The organism is Pseudarthrobacter sp. MDT1-40-2, assembly GCF_059383595.1.
This window is the reverse complement of sequence record NZ_JBWZCL010000004.1, coordinates 212,433-235,814: the sequence shown is the minus strand read 5'-3', so window position 1 is coordinate 235,814 and position 23,382 is coordinate 212,433. Positions and strand designations below refer to the sequence as shown.

Below are 23,382 nucleotides of genomic sequence, written 5' to 3'. Positions count from 1 at the left end.
ACGCAACGCTCGGCTTCCTGGCTCATTGTTCGGGGGGACTCTTCCTGTCGGATGTATTGCCGGCCGCGCTGGGGCCCGGATCGGACGGACCAGTTGCAACCTTACCGCCAGCTTTTAGCCTGTGAGCGGAACCGGAACCCTGCCCCCTGCCTGCCCGCCGCGCCGCCATGGCCGCACGGCCGTCCGCCAACAGCGACCTTGGGGAGAACTTTGCCGCCTGCCGGCGCCAGAATCCGAGGCTGCCCGTCATCTCCTTCAGCGAGGAGTCCACGATGGCCCAGTACTCCTTGACTTCCTGTTCGCTGGGCTGGCCGGCGCCGAAGATCGCGGCATCGGCCCGGTTGGCCAGCAGAGCCGTGTTCGTCCTGGTCTGCGGGAACGCGTCCGCCAGGACTGCCGCACTTTCACGGCGCGTTGCCCTGTGGTCCACGCCGGCCCCGACGTCAGTGGCCAGGCTCACCACTTCGTTCCAACCGCCGCCAACGCGCTGGGCCGGATGACCCTCCGCGAACCGGGCCTTACGGCGCCGGGATTTCAGCACGGCGATGAGGATCAGCGGAATGGCCAGGATCACCAACGGAATCATGGCGATGCCGATCGCGGCCAGGAGCGGTCCCCAGAACAGCCAGGGGTTGTCCTTCTTCTCGTCGGCGTCCAAAGCATCGGGAGAAGAGTCCGGTGGCAAGTCAGCTGGCTCCTGCGGCGGGGGCGGTGGCTGCAGCACCTGCGGCTTGGGCTTGGACTTGTTTTCCGGGTCCGGCGGGATAGGCACATTGTCCTTGGGAGGTGTCGGGTCGAACTGCACCCAGCCCACACGCTCGAACGCTACTTCAACCCAGGCGTGGACGTTCTTGCCCGTAATGTTGACCTCGCTTGCCCCGTTCTCCGGGCTGGTGGGGTCCGGGTAGAAACCCATCACCACACGGGAGGGAATGCCCAGGTGGCGAAGCATCAGGGACATCGCGACGGCGTACTGTTCGTCGTCGCCCAGCATTTGCTTGGCCGTGAGCAGGCTGCGGATCCGGGCCGAGCTGTGTCCGGAAACGCTGGGCAGCTGGCCTTCGGAAATGAGGCCGTTGCTGAACGCGCCGGTCTTCTGGAAGTGGGCTTCAATCTGGCGGATCCGGTCGATTGCCGTGGGAGCATCGACGGAAAGGTCGTTGGCCTGCGAACCCACCACTGGCGGGACTTCGAATGCTTCGGGCAGTGTCACCTTGGCGAAGTCGTACTGGGTGAGCTGTCCGTGTTCGAGTTTGACTGGGTCCGAAACCTGGACGCTGTAGGAATCGCCTTGTGCCACACCCTGGGTGGTTACTGCGGTGTCCGTCCCGGCATTGAAGTACAGGCCGGAAGCTGCGCGCGAACCGGCGCTGTCAAAGCTGATCCCGGTGGTTTGCCGGCCGCCGGGCAGGAAGTAACCCTGGTAGTCGGCGATGGTGATGTCCAGGGTGTAATCATTCGTGCCCACCACCCCCGAGGCATCCGCCAGGGTGTTCAGTGAATCGGTGTCGCCAACCTTGCTGAAACTGCCGGAACCGTTAGGGTCCATGTTGTAGTTGGTCCCGTCGAAGGCGTCCAGGGCGGCGAGCCTCACCCGGGCGTCTTTGGGCAGCCCTTTGACCACAAACAGGGTGTCGTCCTTCTGGTCCTTTACGAACGTGCGGAAACTCGCCAGGGGTGTGATGTAGTCCTTGGGATCGAAAGGCGGTACGACGACGTTGCGGAGCACCTTCCGGTCATCCGCTGCGGTGATCAGGGGTGCTGTCAATGCCGTGACGGCAACGCTGGCGGCGATGACGCCGGCTGCGGTGCCGAGCCTGCGCAGCCGCGCGCGCCGGGCTGTGGCGGTGTCCGCCTGGGGGCTGTTGACGGAGATTTTCCTGGTGTCGCGGCGTCGTAATTCATCGCGGCGGAAGGTGGCCCACGCAATGGCCACCACCGTCAGTCCAATGCCGCGCTCAACAGTGAGGAACGAGGCGTTGGTGGAAAAAGCGATGCCGGTGACGAACAGGACCAGCACCGGCAGCAACGGCCAGTACGGGGTCCGCAGCCGCCAGGTGAGAACGCCGGCAACCAGGGCTGAGACCAGCGAACTGAGGAAGGGCACGATCAGGACGCCGCCGGCTGTGCCAACGGGCACACCAACCGTCAGCATGTCCTTCCAGGAGAACACCACACCCAGCAGCAGAATCCGCAGCGAATCCAGGGTGGGCACAAAACCGGCGATGGCCGAATCCGGCACAGCCAGCGCAGTTCCGAAAACCAGGTAGGCGCCCAGGGTCAGGGCGGTGGTGATCAGCAGCCCCAGTCGCAAGTGCGCGTTGACTGCGGCAATAGCCAGGCCCAGCAGGATGCCACCAAAACCGGAAATGAGGTAGTACGGGTTGCCGCCGAAGCTCAGGCTGAAGCCCAGCACGCCCAGTCCCAGCAGAATCACCAGGACAACGGCGTCCAGCACAATATGCCAGGCAGGACGGCCGTCGGTGAACGGCGACTGGAAGGAGGGCAGGCCCCCTTGCCGGTTGGCGCGCCTGGGCCGGAGTCCGGGTGCGGTGCTCATGCTGCTGCCTTTCGAAGAATGATGCCGAGATCGTCCAGGTCGCCCACGGTCAGGACGGTGAGGTCGGCGATGTTGGCCCGGGACGGGGCCGCGCCGGCCTGCACCCGGACAGCGAGGGCGCGGACGCCGGGAGCTACCGACGCGGCGGCGCTCCTGAGCTGGGTGGGGGTTATCCGCTGGCCCACCACAAAGAAGACCACCGAGGCGTTGGGCACGGTGTCAGCCACGCTGCGGGCGAGGTCGACGGCGGAGCGGCGGTGGGGTGCCCCCACAATCCTCGTCATATCATCCAGGAGGTTTCGGCCGGTTTCGCAGCGCAACGGGCCCTTCTGCGTGATCACGTCCAGATCCCGTTGTTCGCGGATCGCCTGCCGGCCGATGGAGGCCGCCACGGAAATGGCCATCTCGAATTCGTGCTCGGAGTCGTACTCGTCAGTATTGATCGAGAGCGAGATGGCGAGGTGCGCGCGGCGGGTTTCCTCGAACTGGCGCACCATCAGCTTGTTGGTCCGGGCTGTGGTCTTCCAGTGGATGTGGCGGCGGTCGTCACCGGGCACGTATTCGCGAAGGGCATGGAAGGACACGTCAGCGCTGGAGAGATCCGTGGTGGGCATGCCTTCCAGGTCCCGGATGAAGCCCGCGGCGGAACCGGCCAGGGCAACCGTCCGCGGGTGGACGTAAAGATCCTCCGGTTCGGTCCACAGCACCTGGCGCCGCAGCAGGTGCAGCGGGTCCGCCCGTACCGAGCGGACCGGCCCCACCGAGATGACTGCCCGCCGGGCGGTGGGAATGGTGAAGAGGTCCTCGTGCACCTGCTGCGGTTTCATCCGGGGCAGGTGGAACAATGCCGTGGCAGCGCCGACCGGCAGTTCCAGGGCGGCCGGCAGCAGCGGACGGGCGGACGTGTTGGACACGGCGATGCTTCCCACAGCGCTGTCCCCCACGGCGACCCGGGTACGCGCGAGATCCAGGACGACGCCGTAGGACGAACGGCCCAGGATGAAGCCAATGGCGATGACGAACAACACGAAGGCTGCGACGGCGGCGGCCTTGGCTTCCTGCCACCCGAAAGCCTCCCCCATGCTCCACAGCAGGATGGACGCTGCCAGCACCGACCAGCCAAGCACGCTGACCACGGAGAGTACAGGCCAGACGTAGCGGAGCCACAGTTCCCGGAGCCTCTGCCAGCCCGGCTGCAGAACCAGGCCCAGCGTACTGCTGGCCTCTGCCCAGACAGCTGCGGGGTGGAGCCGGGTCTGCCGGCCGTCACGGACGAACGGCCGGCGCAGCTGTTCCCCGAGGCGTGACACGGCACCGCCCTTGCTGAACGGCTGCTTGGCGCGCTCAGCAAGCCGGGTCAGCGGTGTGCTGCTGGACATAGATGGACCTTCGTTCGTGCTGGCATGGGACTACGTGGACGTGCGGGTCAGGCGGTGGCGCGTTGCTGCGGTGCTGCCACGTCGCGCAGGACGCGGGCCAGAATCACCTCAGGGGTGGCTCCGGAGAACTCCGCCTCCGGATCCATCACGAAGCGGTGTGTCCAGACCACGGGCGCCAGTTCCTTCACGTCGTCCGGGAGGACGAAGTTGCGGCCCTGGGCCGCGGCCCAGACCTTGGCGGCCCGGACCATGGCCAGGGCCCCACGCACCGAGACACCCAGCCGGCTCTCCGGAGCGTTGCGCGTCTCCTCGGTCAGCCGGGAGATGTACTCCAGTACGGCGGTGTCCACGTGGACCGTTGCCGCGAGGTCTGCCATGTCCGCCACGGCCTGGGTGGTGATGACAGGAGTCAGGTCGCTGGCCCGGTTCTTGAGGTTGGCCCCGCCCAGCAGCTGAACCGTGGAGGCGTGGTCCGGGTAGCCTATGGAGGTTTTGATCAGGAAGCGGTCCAGCTGGGCCTCGGGAAGGCGGTAGGTACCGGCCTGCTCGATCGGGTTCTGCGTGGCCAGCACCATGAAAGGCCTGCCGGCCTCGTAGGTTACTCCGTCCACGGTCACCCGGGACTCTTCCATGACTTCCAGGAGAGCGGACTGTGTTTTGGGCGAGGCCCGGTTGATTTCGTCCGCCAGGACGATGTTGTTAAAGATCGGCCCCTTGTGGAACTCGAACTTCTGGGTTTTCTGGTCATAGATGGTGACGCCGGTGACGTCGGACGGCAGGAGGTCAGGGGTGAACTGGATCCTGTTGTTCGAGCCCTGCACGGTGGCTGCGAGAGCCCGGGCCAGGGAGGTTTTGCCGGTACCGGGTGCGTCCTCGAAGAGAACGTGGCCTTCGGCGAGCATGGCGGTGAACGTCAGGCGGATAACGTGCTCCTTGCCCAACACCGCCTTGCCAACGTTTGCCACCAGTTTCTCGAAGGTGCCTGCAAACCAGGTGGCCTGCTCGCTTGTCATTGTCATGGCTGATTCCTTAGTTTCTGCTGCATTGCATGGGGGGGGGTTGTCGGGTTGCGGTCGCCTGGTGCCTAGCACGGTGACTTTCCGGAGGCGAAGTACACGGTGTCGGCACGGACCCAACGACCGTTGTAGGCGCCGCCCGTGATGTGGTACCAGCCGCTGGTACCCCATGGGCTGCCGCATCTGTCGACCTCTACAGCCGCGTCGTGGCGGTTGAGCCACGGGAACGGGGCGTCGTCTCCGCCGCCTTGCTTACCCCAGCACGTTTTGTTCGCGGTCGAATCGTCGAAGCCGCTGGGTTGGCCGGACACGTCAGTACAGCTGTTCACTGTGCTGCTGTGAACCTTTACCGTGTTCTTGACCGGCGGCGGCGGCGGGTTGCCTGACGTTGAGTTGGCACTGCCCGCCGGGCCGTAGACAACGGTGAAAGCACGAACATCAAGGTTCCGGACCTCGTTGAAGCCACCCGTATTCACTTCGAACGAATTGCGCTTGCCAACATTTTCCCAACCACCGTTGTTGACACGAACTTCGTAGTAGTCGAGAGGCCGACCATTGGTGGCGGGGTTGTTCCACGTCCAATAGACCTTTGTGTCTTCGGGAGAAGACTTTCCGCCATCAACGTTCGGGGCGTTCGGTGGGCCGTAGGGGCTGGCGGTACCAACCGCCTGGGCATCGCCGGCCTGCCCGGTCTTGGTGGAGGAGGCAATGATATTCACCGTGACGTTCGTGCCATTGGGCTCGCCACCTATAGTGCCGCCTCCGCGGGGAATGGCGCCCCGGCTGCCGCTGCTGGTGGTGTAGCTGTACTGGATTTCGTCGTACGTGGAACCATTCCGCTGCGCAGGTGTAAGCTCCGTGAACTTCACCACCAGCTGGCCGCTGGTGCCGTTCTCCTGCACGCTGCCGCCGCTGACCATGCCCGGCTTTCCGGCAGCCCGTACCGGCGCCGAAGGTGCGCTGGTTTCGCTGGTTCCGGCCTTGTTCGTCGCCGAAACCGTAAATGTGTAGTTCGCCTCGGAGTTGTCCACCGTCACGTTCTGGGAGGTGCCGGCAACCTGCTGCGAGGAGACAACGGCGCCGCCTCGAAGCGTGGTCAGGGTGTACGCGGAGATGGCGTCACCATTGTTGTTGGGCGCCGTCCAGGAAACCTTCATCTGGCTTTCCGGCCCCACTGATGCCGCCGAACTGGCAGATGGTGCGGCGGGTGTCATGGGCGGGCCTGCCGGAACAACGGCAGCTGAGTAGGGGCTCCATTCCGAGGGTTCTTTGGCGTCGTTCCTGGCCAGGACGCGTACCTTGTAGGAAACGCCGTTCTGGAGCCCCTTCCACAGGTAACTGGTGGAGGTCAGGTTCTGGACCTGGGCATTCTGCCCGGGCGGGGCCGGCGAGATCTCAAGGTCGTAGCCCTTGATGGGTGAACCCTTGCTGAGAGGGGCCGTCCACGTAATGGTGGCCTCCTTGTCGCCAAACTTCGTGGCTGGAGCGAGCGGGGTCTCGGGCTTGACGTCGGGGCGCACCTCGGCAGAGGCCGGTGAGCGGTCAGATTCCCCGAAGGCATTCGTGGCGGTGACCTCAAAGTGGTATTTCGTGTTGTTGGTCAGGCCGGTCAGGGTACAGGTGTTGGCCGGGCACGCCTGCTGGAAGCCGGCCTCCCCGTACACGGTATAACCGGTGATGGGCGAACCGCGGTCCGCGGGCGCCGTCCAGGTGAGCAAGGCCGTCCTGTCCCCGACGCTCTGGGCCTGGGCGGTGCCCGGAGCCAGGGGCTTGTCCTTCACGCTGAGCCGAACGCGGGCGGTGGCCTGGCGTGAGACCTCGCCGGTCTTGTCCTGCACTGTGTAGGCCACGATCATGGAGCCCGAGAAACCGCCTGCTGGCGTCACCAGGACGGAATCTCCTGCCACGACTGCCGTGCCCTGACCGGTCTCCACGGTTGCCTCGATGATTTTCAGCGCCGTTTCCGGGAAAGGGTTGGTGTCGTTGGCCAACACGCTAATGGACACCTGCTTACCTGCCGCAGCGTTGTCCTCCACGTCATCGTTTGCCACCGGTTTGGGCCGGTCAGAGGCTGTGACGGACAACTGGTAAGTGGCGGTAGCCTCCAGGCCGCGGGGATCCGTCGCTTTGACCTGCACGCTACCGGTGACCCCGGTGGCGGTACCGGCATCGGTGGAAACCTTGAGCTCCTTGCCGTCCAGCCTGACGTCGAACGAGTTAGTGTTGCCGCCTTCAAGCCGGTACTTCATGTTGGCGACGTCATCCTTGTCAGGATCCTCGGTGAGCCGGGACAGATCCAGGCTTCGGGTCTCACCCTTGGGCACGGTCAACCCCGCGCCAAGCAGGGCGGGCGGGTTGTTCTTGTTCGGGTCCGGGAGCACCTTCGTGCGGATGCTGAGGGTTGATTTTAGCCCGGCGGGGTCATCGACGGAAGTGCCGTCGGTGACTTCGAAACTGAGGGAACCCGGTCCCACGTACTCGGTGCCAGCGGTGTATTTCAACGAGGTGGGGCTGGCTAATGGATCGCTGCCGTTCCCGCCAATCAGCTTGATGCGGTCCGCCTGCGTGATCCGGGGTGTGCGGCCTTCACGGACTTTCACCCATTCATTCAGATCGATCGTCACTGACTGGCCCGAAACCAGCTCCAGGACCTCATCCTTGGACAGGGTGGGAACCTGCTGGCCCAGGCCTGGTACCCAAATGATGGCCGTTGCGCTCTGGCCGTCCACGTCTTCGACCGTGTACGGAATAAGCTGCGGACCCTCTGTCAGTTCCACGATCATGTTGCCATCGGTGCCCGGCCTGGCAGTGAGGGCTTCGGTGCTGATCTTGAGGTTTTCGCCGACGCCGTCCGGATCCTCGTCGTTCTTCAGCACCGGAACGTCGACCGCGGTCTTGCCCAGGGTTTGCGCCGAGGTGACGCGGTCGTCGCGGGCAATCGGGGCTTTCAGCGGAACAGTGCTGTCCACCACGACCGTAATTGCCGCCTGGGCGGTGGCATCACGATCATCGGCGATCGTGTACTGAAGGTTGACGGTCCCTTCTTCCGCCGGGGCCCGGAGGATGATCCTCCCGCTGGCCTTGCTGACGGTGGCTTCCAGGGATGCGTCACCGATGATGCCATCCGTCATGATCCGGATCGGATCGCCGTCGGGATCGGTATCGTTGCCGCTGGCATCGACGGCGATCTGGCGCCCGGGCCGGACCTTAACCTCATCATCAACCGGCGTCGGGTTCTGGTTTATGTCCCCGCGGGGAGCAACACCGACGGTAACGGTGCCGGAGTTCGTTGCCCCTTGCCGGTCAACTACCTTGTAGCGGAACGTGTCAGTGCCGGAGCCGTCACCGGCTGCGGTGAAGTCAATGAAGTTGCTGCCGACGCTGGCCGTGCCCATGGATGGCGTGCTGTCGATGCCGGTCAGTTGCACGGAGTCGCCATCGGGATCGATGCCGTCCAGCGGCACCGGAATGCGCACCGTTCCGCTGGCCACGACGCGGGCCGTCAGGTTCTTCGGCTGCGGACGCGAGTTCTCGGCACCTTCCAGCGGAAGGATGTGGATCGTGACGGCAGCCGCGCTCTTTTGGCCCTGCGGATCAACAGCGTTGTAGATGGCCCGGACAGTCTTGGGCAGCGGCCCGGCGATGAACCGGACGGTGTTCTCAGAAACAAACACCTTGCCATCCACCTCGTCAATGCCCTGCGGGAGGACCGGGTCCACGCTCAGTTCCTGGCCCTGCGGATGGGTGTCGTTCTCCAGCACCGGAATGGTCACGACGTCGCCAACGCGGACGTTGACTTCATCGGGCTTGGGCTGTGGAGCCTCCACTACGGCCGGCGCGGGCACTGGCACCACGGCGACGCTGCCGGTAGCGGACTTGTTGCCGTTGGACATGGTGTATTCGAACCGGAAGGGCTCAGCAGTGGCGCCAAGATCCGTGATCCGGATGACGCTGTGGTCGATCACGCTGATGGAAGTTGTGGAATTTTCCGGTACCTTCACGGACTGGAGCACCAACACGCCGCCGGCCGGGTCGGAATCGTTGGCCAGTGGGTCCAGCAGAACGCTGCCACCCACCGGCATCAGGGCCACGTCGTGCACGGCCACCGGATCGCCGCCATCCTCGCCGGATTCGACGTCCACCCGGATCAGCCCCTGCGAACTCTGTGGCCCGTTACTGGCGATGTACGTCAGGTACATGGGACCGGTCGAGGTGCTGTTGAACGTGAACGTTCCACCATCGGTCACCGGACCGATGTCGGCCGGACCACTGGCTTCCACCTGGGCCAGGCGGAGGGCACCGCCGTTGGGGTCGACGTCGTTCTTCAGCGGCGAGATCACCAGGTCCTGGCCCACCACAGCCGTGACGTGGTCAGCGTTCACAACGGGCGCCAGGGCACCCGGCGGCTGGACGTTGACCACCACGGTTCCCGTGACGGTAGTTATGCCGTCCCAGATGGTAACGGTGACGTTCTTCTTGCCGGCGGTGGCTCCGGAGTCCTGGTAGGTGAGCAGGCCATCACGGCGTACTTTGACCTGGTCCTGTTCGTTGTCCGCCTTGGCATCGAGCAGCACCAGGTCGTCGCCGTCGGGGTCCATCCAGTCCGTGAGGATGTTCTGGCTGACGGTTTTGCCCTGCTCCACCAAAAGTGTGGTGGCGTTGCCGCCACGTTTGAACTGCGGGGGGTGGTTCTCCTCCGGCCCCACCACGTTAAGCGTGACCTGGCCCGCGGCCGAGAGTCCACGGCCATCGTCGGCCGTGTAGCTGAACGTTTCAGTGCCGGCTTTGGCGTCCGCCGGAACGTTGATCTGAAAAGCGGTACCGCCGTAGATACTCTGCAGCGTGCCACTGGCAGGACCGGAAGTCCCGACCGATGCAGTGAGAACATCACCATCCGGATCCGAATCATTATCCAGAACACTCATCACCGTGGTGCGGCCGGGCCGGACGCCCACGCTGTCCGGCTTGGTTTCCGGCGGCCGGTTGGGCTTGGTCCGGTCCGGGAGGACATTGATGGTGTTGTTATCCGCCGATTCCTGGTCCTGCTCATCGGATTCATTCTGCGGCGGGATGACGTCTTCCCAGTTGTTGACCAGCTGCATGTTCTGGTTCACCAGCCACACATTCCCGGAATTCACATCATTAAGGACCACCAGATCCCGGTTAACCCGGAAAACATACGACGGCGACGCACTCGCCTTCGGAACATCAACGTTCTTATCATCAGCATCATTGGCACAGTCACGCACATACTTGTTCGCACCGGACCACGCCGCATGCACACACCCGCCCAACTGCACCGGCGCCGCAGGAATACCCTCCCCATCAAACGTCACCGTCCTGGCCGTGGAACCATCCAACGGCTGCAACAACAACGCCTTCTTCGTAGCCAAAGCCACCGAACCCGACTCCGGGCCGGACTGCTGCAACACCGCATCATGAGCCTCAGCCAACGCCAACTCCCGCCCACCCGGCAAAAACAACTTGCCCCGGGCAGCATCAAGAACCACCGGCTTATCCCCCACCACAGCCAACTGGATATCGCCAGCACCCTTAAGCCCGCTCCACGTCGACGAGTCCGTTGACACCGCCGACCCGGACGCATCAACCTCGGTAACAGTCACCACACCGGACTCAGGATCCACCGAATAAATCCGGTCATCAAACCCAACCGCCGACACCACACCCTCAGAACCCACATACACCGGCTCAGAAGCTTCCTCATCAAAACCATTGACCGTGGACGGGGAAACAGCCCAGACCTTGCCCGAGCCGGTGTCAGTCACAGAGATGACTTCGGCGCCGAAACTCACATCAGAGGCCCCCGGGAGCTGCTTGTCGCCGCCCAGGCGCAGGTTGGCTGCGGACACCTGGTTGAGCGTCGATCCCGCCGAATCATCAACAAGGACATCCAGGCCGTTCTGCAGGACATCGAAAGATGTGGAGGCCGGAGTGACTGCACCGTCCAGGACCCGGGACGGGTAGTTGAGGCGACCCACAGCGTTCCGCGACTTGGAAACCACCCACACGCCACCGTCGTTCAGCTCTACCTCAGTGGTCTTAAACCCCGGGTACAGCACGGCGCCGGCTACCAGGAATCCGACGGCTACGCCAAAGGCGGTGCCAGATATGAGTTTGTTGTGGCGCTTTTTCAGCCCAAGCTTCCCCAGCAGAGTTGTCACAGCGTTACGAATTCCTCAAATTTTTTGCAGCCCAAGGGCCTGCCTGTCCGTGCAAGACCCCGTATGGAGTTCTGATCCGTCCGCAAGCCTACCCAAGGCCACCAAACGCCGCGATGGGCAGTTGTTCCCACGGGTTCAGCTGCGCATGGTTCCAAGGACGTCAGCATGGTGGTGCTCCCAACGCCGCGGGATCCGGCAAGTGGGTATGACTTGCGATGATGTAGCGGCCTACGTTCCGGTAGGAACCGGATTCGATCCGCCACCATCGGCCCATGCCCGTCCAGTGGTCCGTCTGGTCGATGTAGCAACGCACCACTAATCTGCCTTGGTCCGCTGTGTAGAACCACGGTGGGTTATTGCCGCCCACGCCATCGCAGGTGAAATTGTCCGGGTTGTAGTTGGCTCCACCCAAGGTGAAGGAGCATGAACGCTGAACTCCCGTCCCCGGATTCATCGTGGTCTCCCAGACTCCCTGCCTACCCGAGCGTGCGCTGGCCGTTACTACCGGGCTTCCAGTGCCCAACGAGTTGAAGGTTTGCACCGCAATAGACGCCGACTGTTCCCAGCCGCCGGTGTTGACCGTGCGGCTTCCCGATGCCGCCACTGTTTCCCAGCCGCCACCGTTGATGCTGATTTTGGTGGCTGCAACATCGTTGGTCGCTGTCGACGGCGAGGACCAATTGAGGGTCACGGTTTGCTGGTTGATCCCGCCGTCTTGTCCGGACGCGGCCGGGGTACCCGGCGAGCCGTACGGAGTGACGTGGGACGGGGTGCTGGCATCCGAACTGGGAGCCACGCTGGAAACAGCAGTAACGGTGACCGCCACGGCCTGGCCGTTGGTGAACCCGCCAATCGTTGCCCCGGGAGTGACAGGACCGGACCTGCCTGCGGCGTTGTAACGGTAGCTGACTTCATTCTCCGCTGAACCGTTGCGTTGCTGGTCGTTCAGTCGATTGAAGTTGACGGTGATTTCCCGGCCCGCGCCCCCGGTGGCGGCAGGCGTGGCAGTCACCCCGGTGACTTGAGCCAGCTTGCCGGTGGCGCGCCTGGGAGCGGAAGCGGCACTGACAGGACCTTTGCCCGCTTTGTTTTCGGCCTGGACCGTGAAAGTGTACGCCGTCTCGGAATTCTGTGCCGTGAACACCGCAGAACGGACAGCGCCGGAAACGGTCTGCGTTTGCGGTGCGGCACCGCCTCCGCTCATGGTGACGTAGTAGGCCTTGATGGGATCACCGTTGGTGTTCGGCTCTGCCCAGTCCGCCTTGAGCTGATTCTGGCTGCCCACCGAGTCCACCACCGATGAGGTAGGCGCAGGCGGTGCCGCAGGAATGCCCGCCGGGTGGTCTTCCAGGGAGTAGGTGCCCCAGTCCGAGGGACCCAACTCATTGACCGCCTGGGCCCGCACCTTATACTTCACCCCGTTTGTCAGTCCCGGCCAGGTGTAGTTCAGGCCCGCTACCTCGTTCTTGACGGCGACTCCACTGGTGGGTGGCGGTGAAATCTCCAGGTTGTAGTGCTTCACCGGCGAGCCCTCGGTTTTGGCGGCCGGCCAAGCGATTACCAGGTCCTTGTCTCCGGCCCTGACCGTAGGCGCCTCCGGTGGTGAGGGCTTTTCATCGGGCCGGATTTCGTTCGACGCTGCGGACGGCTTGGAGTCCCCCACCTCGTTGATGGCAAGGACAGTGAAGACATACTTCACATTGTTGGTGAGGCCGCTCAAGGTACAGGTTGTGGTGGCACAATCCTGTGAGAAGCCGTTATTGGATGTCACTTTATATCCGGTGATGGCAGCGCCATTGTCCGACGGCGGCGCCCACTTCAACACGGCGGTGCGGCTTCGCACATCGGTGGCAGTAGGGGCAGACGGAGCGTCCGGAGCGGCCCGGACAGTCAGCCGCAGCCGGCCATCAACCTGGCGGGACAAGTCACCGGTCTTGTCCGCGATCGTGTAGCGGATCACCATAACGCCCTTGAAGTCCTGTGCCGGCGTTACCACCAACGAGTCACCGGAGACGGCCGGCTGCCCGGAGGCAGAGCCCGTCTCCACCGTGACTCCAGTAATTTTCAATGGCGTGTCGCTGAAGGGATTGAAGTCGTTCGCCAGGACGTTCACGCTCTCCGTCTTTCCGGCGTTGGCTTTCTCCACGGCGTCGTCATTGGCCACCGGAAGCGGCCGGTTCGAGGCCACGTGCCGGACCTGGATGGTGGCAGAGACAGCCGGTGACCTGCCGTCCGTCACGCGAACCTGGATGTTTCCGACGACGCCCACTCCCACTGAGTTCTCTGCGCGGACGGTGAGCACACTGCCATCCAGACCGGCGCTGAAACCGGCGGGCAACCCGCCGTCGAGCTCGAAGGCCAGGTTGCCGCGGTCCCGTTCGTCTACATCGGAGGCCAGCGGTGCCAGGTCCAGGGTTCCCTCCTCCGACTTGGGAACATCAAGCGATGCACCACGGAACACCGGCGGGTTGTTGCCGTCAGGATCGGGAAGGACGTTGGTCATGATGACCAGGGTGGATTTCAAGCCGTCAGGGTCATCCGCCCGGCTGCCGTCAGTGACCTCGAAGGTGATGGAACCGGGGCCCACGTAATCGTCGTTGGCCGCGTACCGCAAAGCCGTACCGTCGTCGACGATGACGTTCTCGGCGGAGGCCCCCTGGACGTTGACGGACTCTGCAACCGTGATCCGCGGCCGCTTTCCCTCGCGGACCCGAACGTATTCGTCCAGGTCCACGGTGATTTCCTTGCCGGCCACGACCTCGATCGGGTCAGTCTTGGCCAACGTAGGGTACTGCGCCCCTTGGCCCGGAATCCACATGATGGCAGTGGACGTCAGTCCGTCGACATCGGTCACCGTGTAAGGAATGATCTGGTCTTCAGGGGTGAGGTCCACCACCACGTTCCCTGCGCCGCCCGGACGGGCGTTGGGGTTGGCAGCCGGCAGGCTGATTTTGGCGTCATCCATGACGCCGTCCGGATCGACGTCATTCTTCAGAACGGGCACATCAACGGCCGTCTTGCCCAGCGTTTCAGAGAGGGTGACCCTGTCGTCCTTGGCAACGGGCCGCTTCAGTTCGGCGTCCGCGCTGACGGTTATCCTGACCACGGCATTGCCCTGCGCCGCTTTGTCGTCCTGGATCTGATACCCGATGCTCTCGTGCCCAGGGGTGGACGGCGCCGAGAAACGCACCTTCGAACCCTCCGTGACGTCCACCTTGAGCTCGGGTTCAGCTTCAAAGGTGTTGGCCTGCAGGGCAATGGGATCACCGTCAGGATCAGAGTCGTTCGCCAACACGTCAACCTCAACCTTTCGTCCCGGGCGGATATCGATGGCGTCGTCAACGGCGATCGGTTTCTGGTTACTGGCCTCGGGCGGTGCGATGCCGACAATGACGGTTCCGGTATTCTCGGCACCGATGCGGTCCCGGACGCGGTAGGTGAAGGTATCCGTACCAGCGGCGTTGCCGGCCGCGGTGAATTCCAGGTAACCGTCGCGCACCACTGCGGTGCCCATGGTGGCAGCCTTGTCGATGGCGATCAGCTGCACGGAGTCGCCGTCAGAGTCGATGCCGTCCAGTGGCACGGGAATCTTGACGGTCATTCCGGACACCAGCCGGGCCTGGAGGTTTCGGGGCTCGGGGCGGGAGTTTCGTTCGTCGTCGCGCGGCTGGATCCGGATGGTGACTTGCTGTGAATCAACCTGGCCGGACTGGTTCTGGACCTTGTAGATGGCATAGACCGTTTTGGCCGTCTCGCCGGCGATGAAACGCAAAGAGTTGCCGGACACGAAGGTGCGCCCGTCCTGGTCATCGGGTTGCTGCGCCAGCTCAGGAAGGAGGGTCAATTCGCCGCCGTTGGGATCGACGTCGTTTTCCAGGACCGGGATTGATACGACGTCTCCGGCGCGCACGGTGGCCTCGTCCGGTTTGGCCTGCGGTGCCTCGAGCTTGGTGGGCGCCGGCACCACCAGCACCGAAATCTCCCCGACGGCGGAGGTGCGCCCGTTGGAAATGGTGTACTTCAGGCTCAATTGCCCCTGCGCCCGGATATCCGTCAGCCTGATGACAGAGTGGTCAAGCACCGAAACAGCAACCGGGAGGCTGGAGTCCGCGGTGACTGACTGCACCACCAGCACCCCGCCGGCGGGATCGGAGTCGTTGCCCAGTACGTCCACCAGGACGCTGCCGCCGGTGGGCAGCAACGCCATGTCCCGAACTGCTACAGGGGCACCCTGGTCATTCCCGGCAACAACGTCAACACGGACCAGCTGTTGCGCACTGGCCGGTCCGTTGGTCACCAGGTACGTGATGTAGTGCGCGCCGATGCTGGCCGAATTGAAGGTGAAGGTCTGCTGGTCCGCGCCGATCGTGGCCGTACTCTGGCCGTCCGGCGTGACCTGCGCCAGCCGCAGGGAACCGCCTTGGGGATCGGTGTCGTTCGTCAACGGGGTGATCACCGTGTCCATCCCGGCTACCGCCGTGACGTGGTCGGCGTTGGCGATGGGCGGTAGTGCCCCGGCCGGGCGCACGTCAACGGTGATTCTTCCCTCGGTTGTGTCCCGTCCGTCCGACAATGCGACAGTCAGCTCCTTCCGGCCCGGCGAGGCGCCAGAGTCCTGAAAAGACAGTTGCCCGTCCGGCCTGATCTTCACCTGGTCGGCGGGGTCAGAACTTGTGGCCGACACAGCAAACAGGTCATCGCCGTCGGGGTCAATCCAGTCAGGCAGGATATTGTGCGTCAGGCTTTTGCCGGCCTGCAACACCAGGGACGTGCTCCTGCCCGGTTTCTGGCGTGGCGCTGAATTTTCGCCGGGTGGCACGATGGTGAGGTTGACGGCGCCGGTTGCTGAAAGTCCGCGTCCATCGTCAACGGTGTACTGGAAGGTATCACCGCCGGTCTTGTCTGCCGGGACGGCAATCTGGAAGCCCGTTGCACCGTAGATCGTTGACAGTGCTCCGGCCCGCAGCTCAGCGGGCGGGCGGAGGGTGAGGATGTCGCCGTCGGGATCGGTGTCGTTATCCAGAACCGGCAGGATGGTGGTCCTGCCGGCGCGCACACCGAAGGCGTCGGGATTGGCTACCGGAGCGCTGTTGGGTTTGGTGCGGTCCGGCAGCACGGTCTGCTGGACCTCGTCTGCCGAGTCCTTGTCCGCGTCATCCGAGGTTTCCTTTGGCGGGATGACGTCTTCCCAGTTGTTGACCAGCTGCATGTTCTGGTTGACCAGCCACACATTCCCGGAATTCACATCATTAAGGACCACCAGATCCCGATTCACCCGGAAAACATACGACGGCGACGCACTGGCCTTCGGAACATCAACGTTCTTATCGTCAGCATGATTGGCACAGTCACGCACATACTTGTTCGCCCCGGACCACGCGGCATGCACACACCCGCCCAACTGCACCGGCGCCGCAGGAATACCCTCCCCATCAAACGTCACCGTCCTGGCAGTGGAACCATCCAACGGCTGCAACAACAACGCCTTTTTTGTAGCCAAAGCCACCGAACCCGACTCCGGGCCGGACTGCTGCAACACCGCATCATGAGCCTCAGCCAACGCCAACTCCCGCCCACCCGGCAAAAACAACTTGCCCCGGGCAGCATCAAGAACCACCGGCTTATCCCCCACCACAGCCAACTGGATATCGCCAGCACCCTTAAGCCCGCTCCACGTCGACGAATCCGTTGACACCGCCGCCCCGGACGCATCAACCTCGGTAACAGTCACCTCGCCGGACTCAGGATCCACCGAATAAATCCGGTCATCAAACCCAACCGCCGACACCACACCCTCAGAACCCACATACACCGGCTCAGAAGCTTCCTCATCAAAACCACTAATGGTCGACGGCGATGCCGCCCACACGTTCCCGGACGATGGGTCGGTGACGGAGATGACTTCGGCGCCGAAACTCACATCAGAGGCCCCCGGGAGCTCCTTGTCTCCGCCCAGGCGCATATTCGCAGGCGAAATCTGGTTCAGAGTTGACCCCGATTCGTCGTCCACGAAGACGTCGCCGGAATGCTGAAGGATGTCAAAGGTGGTGCTGGCCGGGGTCACGGCGCCGTCGAGGACGCGGGAGGGATAGTTCAGCCGAGCCACAGCGTTCCGGGACTTTGAAACCACCCACACGCCGCCATCGTTGACTTCAACCTCGGTGGTCTTGAACCCCGGGTACAGGATTGCAGCCGTGACCAGCACAACGCCGGAGATCCCGAAAGCAGTCATGGCCATCAGTCGCGAGCGGGACCGACTACGCCCGCGGACCGCCCGTTCGTCACGGTTTCGGGCGCGCGCATCACCACGGAATTTCATGCGTCAATTCCCCCAAAAAATCGCCACCCCGCGTGGTCGGGGACCCTGCCGGCTTCGGCTCAACAGGTACAACGATACTCGATCACCACCAATTGGATAAACTCCGGAGGCGACCTCAGACTCAGTCCAGGACCAGGCCCTTACCCCGCCCGCGGGCCAGCAGGACCGGGTGGATTTCACCAAAGCCGCGGACGTCCTCGGCAGGCTGGGGCGTCAGGACGAAGCGCTCATCGTTCTCCAGGGCGGCGGCCGTCATGGAGTCCACCAGGACGGTGCCGGGATTGGCCAGCGAGGTGAGCCGGGCAGCGAGGTTGACTGTGGGACCGTATATATCGCCAAGCCTGGACAGGATGCGGCCCCAGACCATGGCCACGCGGGCCTCTGGAAGGATTTCATCCTCGGTGAACGCCTGCGCCAATGCCAGCGAAATCTCTGCACCCGCTGCCGGTGTCTCTGCAATGTAAAGGACTTCGTCGCCAACCGTTTTCACCAGCCGGCCACCGCCCACGGAGATGATCTCGGCGCACTTGTTCTCAAAGCGCTGCACCAGCCGGGCAAGCGTCTTCTCATTCATTCGGCGCGAAAGGCTGGTGTAGGAGACGAGGTCTGCGAAGCCCACCGCGCGGGCCAGCGGCAGCGGGGCGTCATCTTCGTCCCCTTCGCGGCCTTCTTCGCTGGCCTGCAATCCGGCTTCGGCCCGCACCGCAAGGCGCTGGACCCCGGCATTGAGCTGGCGGCGCCACGAGTAGACCAGCATCTCCTCCAGCGCATCGACCAGCGCGGGAAGATCGTTCACCAACTGTTTACGCGCTACGGCGTCTGTTACACCCTGCTCGTGGACCATGTCTTCGATCAGCGCCTCGATCTGCCACACGACCATGCGGTCAGTCATCTGCCCGATGGCCCGGGTAACGGAAATGGCAGCTTCCTCGGTCAGCTTTTCCGCGCGGACCAGATCCACCACTGTGCTGAGCGCCGCCTGGTCCCGTTCGGTGAAGGCCACGTCCTCGTCGCTGTAATTGGGGAAGCCGAGGGCACGCCAGAGTTTGCGTGCGGACAGCAGCGACAGCCCCGCACCGGCAGCTACTTCGCGACGCCGCAGCTTGCGTTCACCGCCCAGCAACCGGGTTTCCAGGGCCTTGGCAGCCATCCGCTCTGCGGAGATTGTGCCGGTTGCGGGCGCTGGTTCCGGAAGGTTCCCGGGAACAACATCGTCAGCCGCGGGCGCAGCAGGGGGCGCTAAGGGCGTAACTTCCGTGCCGGCGTCGTTCAGGTCCTCATCGCTCATTGTCTCCACCTGCTCTCCCATCCCATGGCTCTGCCCCTTCGGCAGGACTGTTCATCCGTTCAACTTCAATGAATTCCTCTTCCGGAAGGTCATCGATGGCTTCGAGGACGAAATTCCGAAACCGGGCAACCTCCGGCATGTCCGGAAGCCCCAGGCTCCCGCCGTAGCCGGACTCCAAGGATATATTCCCCGAGTGCAATACCCGCTGAAGGAGCGATTGGCTGACCGACACGTTGCGGACCGCGGCAAGGGAAAGCTGGCTGTCGTGCCGCCGCACGGTGCCGGACCGGTGGATGACCCGACGGCTGGTCAGGATGTAGCGCGTGGCACTCCAGCGCATCAGGCGCGGGAGGCAGAAGCCAAGCCAGATCCAGGCCCCCAGCACCGCGCAGGCGGCCACCAGCCAGAACTCCAGTCCGGAAACCACAGGAAGGAGCGCTGCCGCCCCGCCCCTGAGAATCCAGGCCCAGGCAAAGGCGACCAGGGCCGGCGTGAGGATAAAGACGACGGCGGTAACGGTCAACGCCCGCGGTTGGGGCCGGGTAAGGACAATGACCTGCTCGCCTGCAAGCAAGTCCTTACGCATAACCACTTTCGCCGCCGGCCTCACGCGACCACGGACGGAGGTGTACAACATCCCCGGCGGTGATAACGTGCTCGTGCCCGGCCTCATCCACCACCAGCAGCGAGCCGTACGGGTCCAGGCGGGTCGCATGGCCGATGATTTCGTGGTCGCCGGGCAGCTGGGCCCGGACCTGCCGGCCGAGGGTGACCATCACGCTTTCCAGCCGCTTGTGCAACGAAGGGCCACCCGCAAGCCCTGCCGTAGGATCGCCGTCGGCATTGCAGAACGCGCGATAGAGGGCGGCGAAGCGGGAAAGATAACTCCTAAGCAGTTCGGTGCGGTCAGTCGCCCTTGACTGCTCCAGCAGGACCGAGGTGGCGGTGGGAACCGGCAGTTCCGGTTCAGTCAGCGTGACGTTGACACCCGTTCCCAAAATGACGGCTGGCACGCCAGGTCCGCTCAGGGGCTCCAGCTGCGCAAGGATGCCTGAGATCTTCCGGCCGTGGACCAGGACGTCGTTGGGCCACTTGATCTCGGCCGGAAGCTCCGCGGTTTCCATCAGGGCTTCGCGAAGGGCCAGTGCTGCGACCATCGACAACCAGGAATAACTGTGTGTGGGAACCGGCAGCCCCTGGGAATTAACAGGCCGCAGCACCATTGACACGGCAATCGAGCTGCGGGGCGGAGCCTCCCAGTGGCGGGCCAGACGGCCGCGGCCTGAACTCTGGTGTTCGGCGGTGAGGATGGACAGGTCAGGCCAGGCTTTTGGCTCGACGGTCACGGCACGCAGCAGGTCCTCGTTGGTGGAGCCGGTGGTCTCGACCACGGCGAGGCTGCTGATCCCGTGTGCTGCCAGGAAGTCCGGGGCAGTAAGCGCAGCCCTGTCCAGGGCGGAACGGGCGGGGACAGAACCGGCGGGACCCGAGCCGGCTGTGGTCTCGGGGCCGGGGTTCTGTGCGTCATCCATAGACAGAATCCTAGCGACTCGGCTCAGTCGCGGCGTCAGAGGAAGATGTCCGGTACCAGCTGGTCCTCGGCCGCTCCCAGGCTGTAGGGGGCGAAGTCCCTGATACCGGCGCCCGCGAGAACTTCCTCGTCTGTATAAAATCTTCCGGTTTCGCGCCCGGCGCCGGGCGGTACATGGGCACCGGTGAGGATGGCATGCGCGGCATCGGCCATGATCTCCGGCCCCCTCGCCGCTTGGACGATCCTGCTGCCGCCGGGCATGTTGCGGATGGCGGCCGTGTCGATCAGGGTGCAGGGCCAGAGTGAGTTAACGCTGAGCGGCTGGTCCTTGAATTCCTCCGCCAGGCCCAGCGTGGTCAGGCTCATGCCGTATTTGGCCATGGTGTAGGCGAGGTGTTCGCCGGCCCACTTGGGATCCAGGTTCAGGGGTGGAGAGAGCGTCAGGATCTGCCCGTCGCCGGATGCCAGCAGCGCCGGGAGCGCCAGTTTTGAGAGCAGGAAGGTACCCCGGACGTTGATGTCCTGCATGAGGTCGTAGCGTTTCATGTCAACGTCAGGAGTGCGGGAGAGATCAATAGCGGAGGCATTATTAATGACGACGTCGATCCGGCCAAACCTGTCCAGGGCTGCGGCAACTGCGGCCGCCACGTCGTCGTCGTTCCGGACGTCTCCCACCAGCGGCAGCGCCTGGCCGCCGGCTTCCTCCACTTGCGTGGCCGCGGTGAAGACCGTGCCTTCCAGCTTGGCGTGCGGCTGGCCGGTCTTGGCCAGCATCACGATGTTTGCTCCGTCGCGTGCGGCGCGGAGCGCAATCGCCAGGCCAATCCCCCGGCTGCCGCCGGACATCAGGATGGTGCGGCCCTTGAGCGATCCCTTCGGCCGGTATGGTGTGGCCGTAGACGGGAAGAGGGTACTTCGAGCATCGTTGCTGGCAGTCATAGGCATACTGTAACGGACAAATGTTACTGACGAGTAACATCCGGTCCGCGCAGCCGAAAGGGCCGAACGCCACAAAATTGTAGGATTTCTACAGCGGCCCCGGCATCAAGCGTCATTAGACTAGCCAACAGGCGCGTACCGGAGTTCGGGAGCTTGTACACAAGCTACTTAATCCCGCCGTGAACCACGTTTTTATGCGCGTGTTGCCCCTGAAGAACTGCACTGAACCCGAAACAGAGCCGGAGACCCCTGATGAGCCACGATCTGACCACCACAGCTGGGAAGATTGCCGACTTCCGCGACCGCCAGGCCCGTTCCGAGCAGCCATCGGGGCCGGAAGCTATCGAGAAGCAGCATGCCCGGGGTAAGAATACGGCGCGCGAGCGGATTGCCCTGCTGCTCGACGAGGGCTCGTTCGTGGAGTTTGATGCCCTGGCTGTGCACCGTTCCACAGCATTCGGCATGGAAAAGAAGAAGCCTCTGGGCGATGGCCTGGTCTCCGGCTACGGCACCGTGGACGGCCGGCCCGTTGCCGTCTACAGCCAGGACTTCTCCGTCTACGGCGGCTCACTGAGCCAGGTCAACGGCGAAAAAATCGTGAAAGTACAAGAGTTCGCGCTCCGTAACGGCTGCCCCGTGGTGGGCATTCTGGACGGTGGCGGCGCCCGCATCCAGGAAGGCGTGGCATCGCTGGCCATGTTCGCGGATATTTTCCGCAACAACGTCCACGCCTCCGGAGTGGTCCCGCAGATCTCGGTGATCATGGGCCCCTCCGCCGGCGGCGCCGCCTACTCCCCTGCCCTGACTGACTATGTGGTGATGGTGGACAAGACCTCACACATGTTCATCACCGGCCCGGACGTCATCAGGACCGTAACGGGCGAGGACGTGGATATGGAAACCCTGGGCGGTGCACGGCAGCACAACGCCACCACGGGAACCTCCACGTATCTGGCGGCCGATGAGGCTGACGCCCTGGAATTCGTCCGCGAACTCCTGGATTTCCTGCCCTCCAACAACCTCTCGGAGCCGCCGGTCACCGAACACGACCAGGAACTGGAGATCGACGAAGACGACCTCGCCCTGGACGCGCTCATCCCGGACTCCGCCAACCAGCCCTATGACATGCGCACGCTGATCGGACAGCTGGTGGACGATGCCCATTTCCTGGAGATGCAGTCCCTGTACGCCCCGAACGTGATCATCGGCTACGGCCGGATCGAAGGTCACACCGTTGGTATCGTCGCCAACCAGCCCCTGCAGTTCGCAGGCACCCTTGATATTGCCGCGTCCGAGAAAGCCGCCCGCTTTGTGCGGAACTGCGATGCCTTCAACATTCCCATCATCACCCTGGTGGACGTCCCCGGCTTCCTGCCCGGCAAGGACCAGGAATTCCAGGGCATCATCCGTCGCGGCGCCAAGCTCCTTTATGCCTACGCCGAGGCCACAGTCCCCAAGCTCACCGTCATTACCCGCAAGGCCTACGGCGGAGCCTACATTGTGATGGGCTCCAAGAAACTGGGCGCAGACCTGAACCTGGCCTGGCCCACTGCACAGATCGGCGTCATGGGCGCCCAGGGAGCTGTGAACATCCTGTACCGCCGCGATCTCGCAGCAGTCGCCGAAGCGGGCGGGGACGTCGAGGCCCGCCGTGCAGAAGTGATCAAGCAGTACGAGGAAGAGCTGCTCAACCCGTACCAGGCAGCCGAGCTAGGCTACGTCGACGCAGTGATCGCCCCTTCAGAAACACGCCCGCAGATCATCCGCGGACTGCGGGTATTGCGTGACAAACGCGCGTCACTGCCCACCAAAAAGCACGGGAACATCCCGCTGTGACGTCCCGTAAACCGGTGATTGAGCCTGCCGAAACCGAGCCTGGCGAAACCGTTGAGTCTGCCGGACCCCGGGGCGCGCTCGCCCCGCCCGTCCTCTCCGTCGTCAAAGGCAATCCCACCCCCGAGGAGCTGGCGGCGCTGACCGTCGTCGTCGCTTCCCTGCAGGAAAGCGAGGTTGCGCCACCATTGCGGCCCACCACCCGGCACTGGGTGCGTCGTCAGCAGCTGCGGCTCGCGCCCACGCCCGGTCCGGGAGCATGGCGGCGCAGCCGCGGCTGATCCCCGCCGCCTCCCTAACCTCGCTTCGTGCGGCCAGGGAACCTTGGCGGCGCG

11 protein-coding genes are annotated in these 23,382 nt (G+C 63.9%); 2 read left to right on the top strand and 9 right to left on the bottom strand.

Annotated features, from left to right (window positions below):
- Positions 1 to 22: 22 nt before the first annotated feature.
- The 9 genes from AC50X5_RS13455 to AC50X5_RS13415 form a co-directional block, all read right to left on the bottom strand.
- The gene (locus tag AC50X5_RS13455; protein WP_494976584.1) at positions 23 to 2,560 is read right to left on the bottom strand and encodes a transglutaminase TgpA family protein; all 2,538 of its coding nucleotides are present in this window, start codon (positions 2,558 to 2,560) and stop codon (positions 23 to 25) included.
- Entirely contained in the window at positions 2,557 to 3,939 is a 1,383-nt protein-coding gene (locus AC50X5_RS13450) for a DUF58 domain-containing protein (RefSeq protein ID WP_494976583.1), read from the bottom strand. Before AC50X5_RS13450 ends, AC50X5_RS13455 begins: the two co-directional genes overlap by 4 nt.
- A 47-nt stretch (positions 3,940 to 3,986) precedes the next feature.
- Positions 3,987 to 4,958, bottom strand: coding sequence for an AAA family ATPase (locus AC50X5_RS13445; RefSeq protein ID WP_494976582.1), 972 nt, complete (start codon positions 4,956 to 4,958; stop codon positions 3,987 to 3,989).
- A 65-nt stretch (positions 4,959 to 5,023) separates the two neighbouring features.
- Positions 5,024 to 11,137, bottom strand: a complete 6,114-nt coding sequence (locus tag AC50X5_RS13440) for an Ig-like domain-containing protein (RefSeq protein WP_494976581.1) — start codon at positions 11,135 to 11,137, stop codon at positions 5,024 to 5,026.
- 160 nt (positions 11,138 to 11,297) lie between these two features.
- Complete coding sequence (locus tag AC50X5_RS13435; protein ID WP_494976580.1) at positions 11,298 to 17,369, bottom strand: Ig-like domain-containing protein; 6,072 nt, start codon at positions 17,367 to 17,369, stop codon at positions 11,298 to 11,300.
- Between the two features lie 208 nt (positions 17,370 to 17,577).
- Positions 17,578 to 18,744: an adenylate/guanylate cyclase domain-containing protein gene (locus tag AC50X5_RS13430; RefSeq protein ID WP_494976579.1), complete on the bottom strand. Its 1,167-nt coding sequence runs from the start codon at positions 18,742 to 18,744 to the stop codon at positions 17,578 to 17,580.
- Positions 18,734 to 19,330: a PH domain-containing protein gene (locus AC50X5_RS13425; RefSeq protein ID WP_494976578.1), complete on the bottom strand. Its 597-nt coding sequence runs from the start codon at positions 19,328 to 19,330 to the stop codon at positions 18,734 to 18,736. Before AC50X5_RS13425 ends, AC50X5_RS13430 begins: the two co-directional genes overlap by 11 nt.
- On the bottom strand, positions 19,323 to 20,276 hold the full coding sequence (locus AC50X5_RS13420; RefSeq protein ID WP_494976577.1) for a biotin--[acetyl-CoA-carboxylase] ligase: 954 nt from the start codon (positions 20,274 to 20,276) through the stop codon (positions 19,323 to 19,325). The genes AC50X5_RS13425 and AC50X5_RS13420 overlap by 8 nt, the downstream gene beginning before the upstream one ends.
- A 35-nt stretch (positions 20,277 to 20,311) precedes the next feature.
- Positions 20,312 to 21,214, bottom strand: coding sequence for an SDR family oxidoreductase (locus AC50X5_RS13415; protein ID WP_494976576.1), 903 nt, complete (start codon positions 21,212 to 21,214; stop codon positions 20,312 to 20,314).
- 252 nt (positions 21,215 to 21,466) lie between these two features.
- Between AC50X5_RS13415 and AC50X5_RS13410 the strand changes: the two genes are divergently transcribed.
- Together AC50X5_RS13410 and AC50X5_RS13405 are read left to right on the top strand one after the other, a co-directional pair.
- Complete coding sequence (locus AC50X5_RS13410; protein WP_493985177.1) at positions 21,467 to 23,050, top strand: acyl-CoA carboxylase subunit beta; 1,584 nt, start codon at positions 21,467 to 21,469, stop codon at positions 23,048 to 23,050.
- A complete protein-coding gene (locus tag AC50X5_RS13405) occupies positions 23,047 to 23,328 on the top strand; it encodes an acyl-CoA carboxylase subunit epsilon (protein WP_494976575.1) in 282 nt (93 codons plus the stop codon). Before AC50X5_RS13410 ends, AC50X5_RS13405 begins: the two co-directional genes overlap by 4 nt.
- Positions 23,329 to 23,382 lie beyond the last annotated feature (54 nt).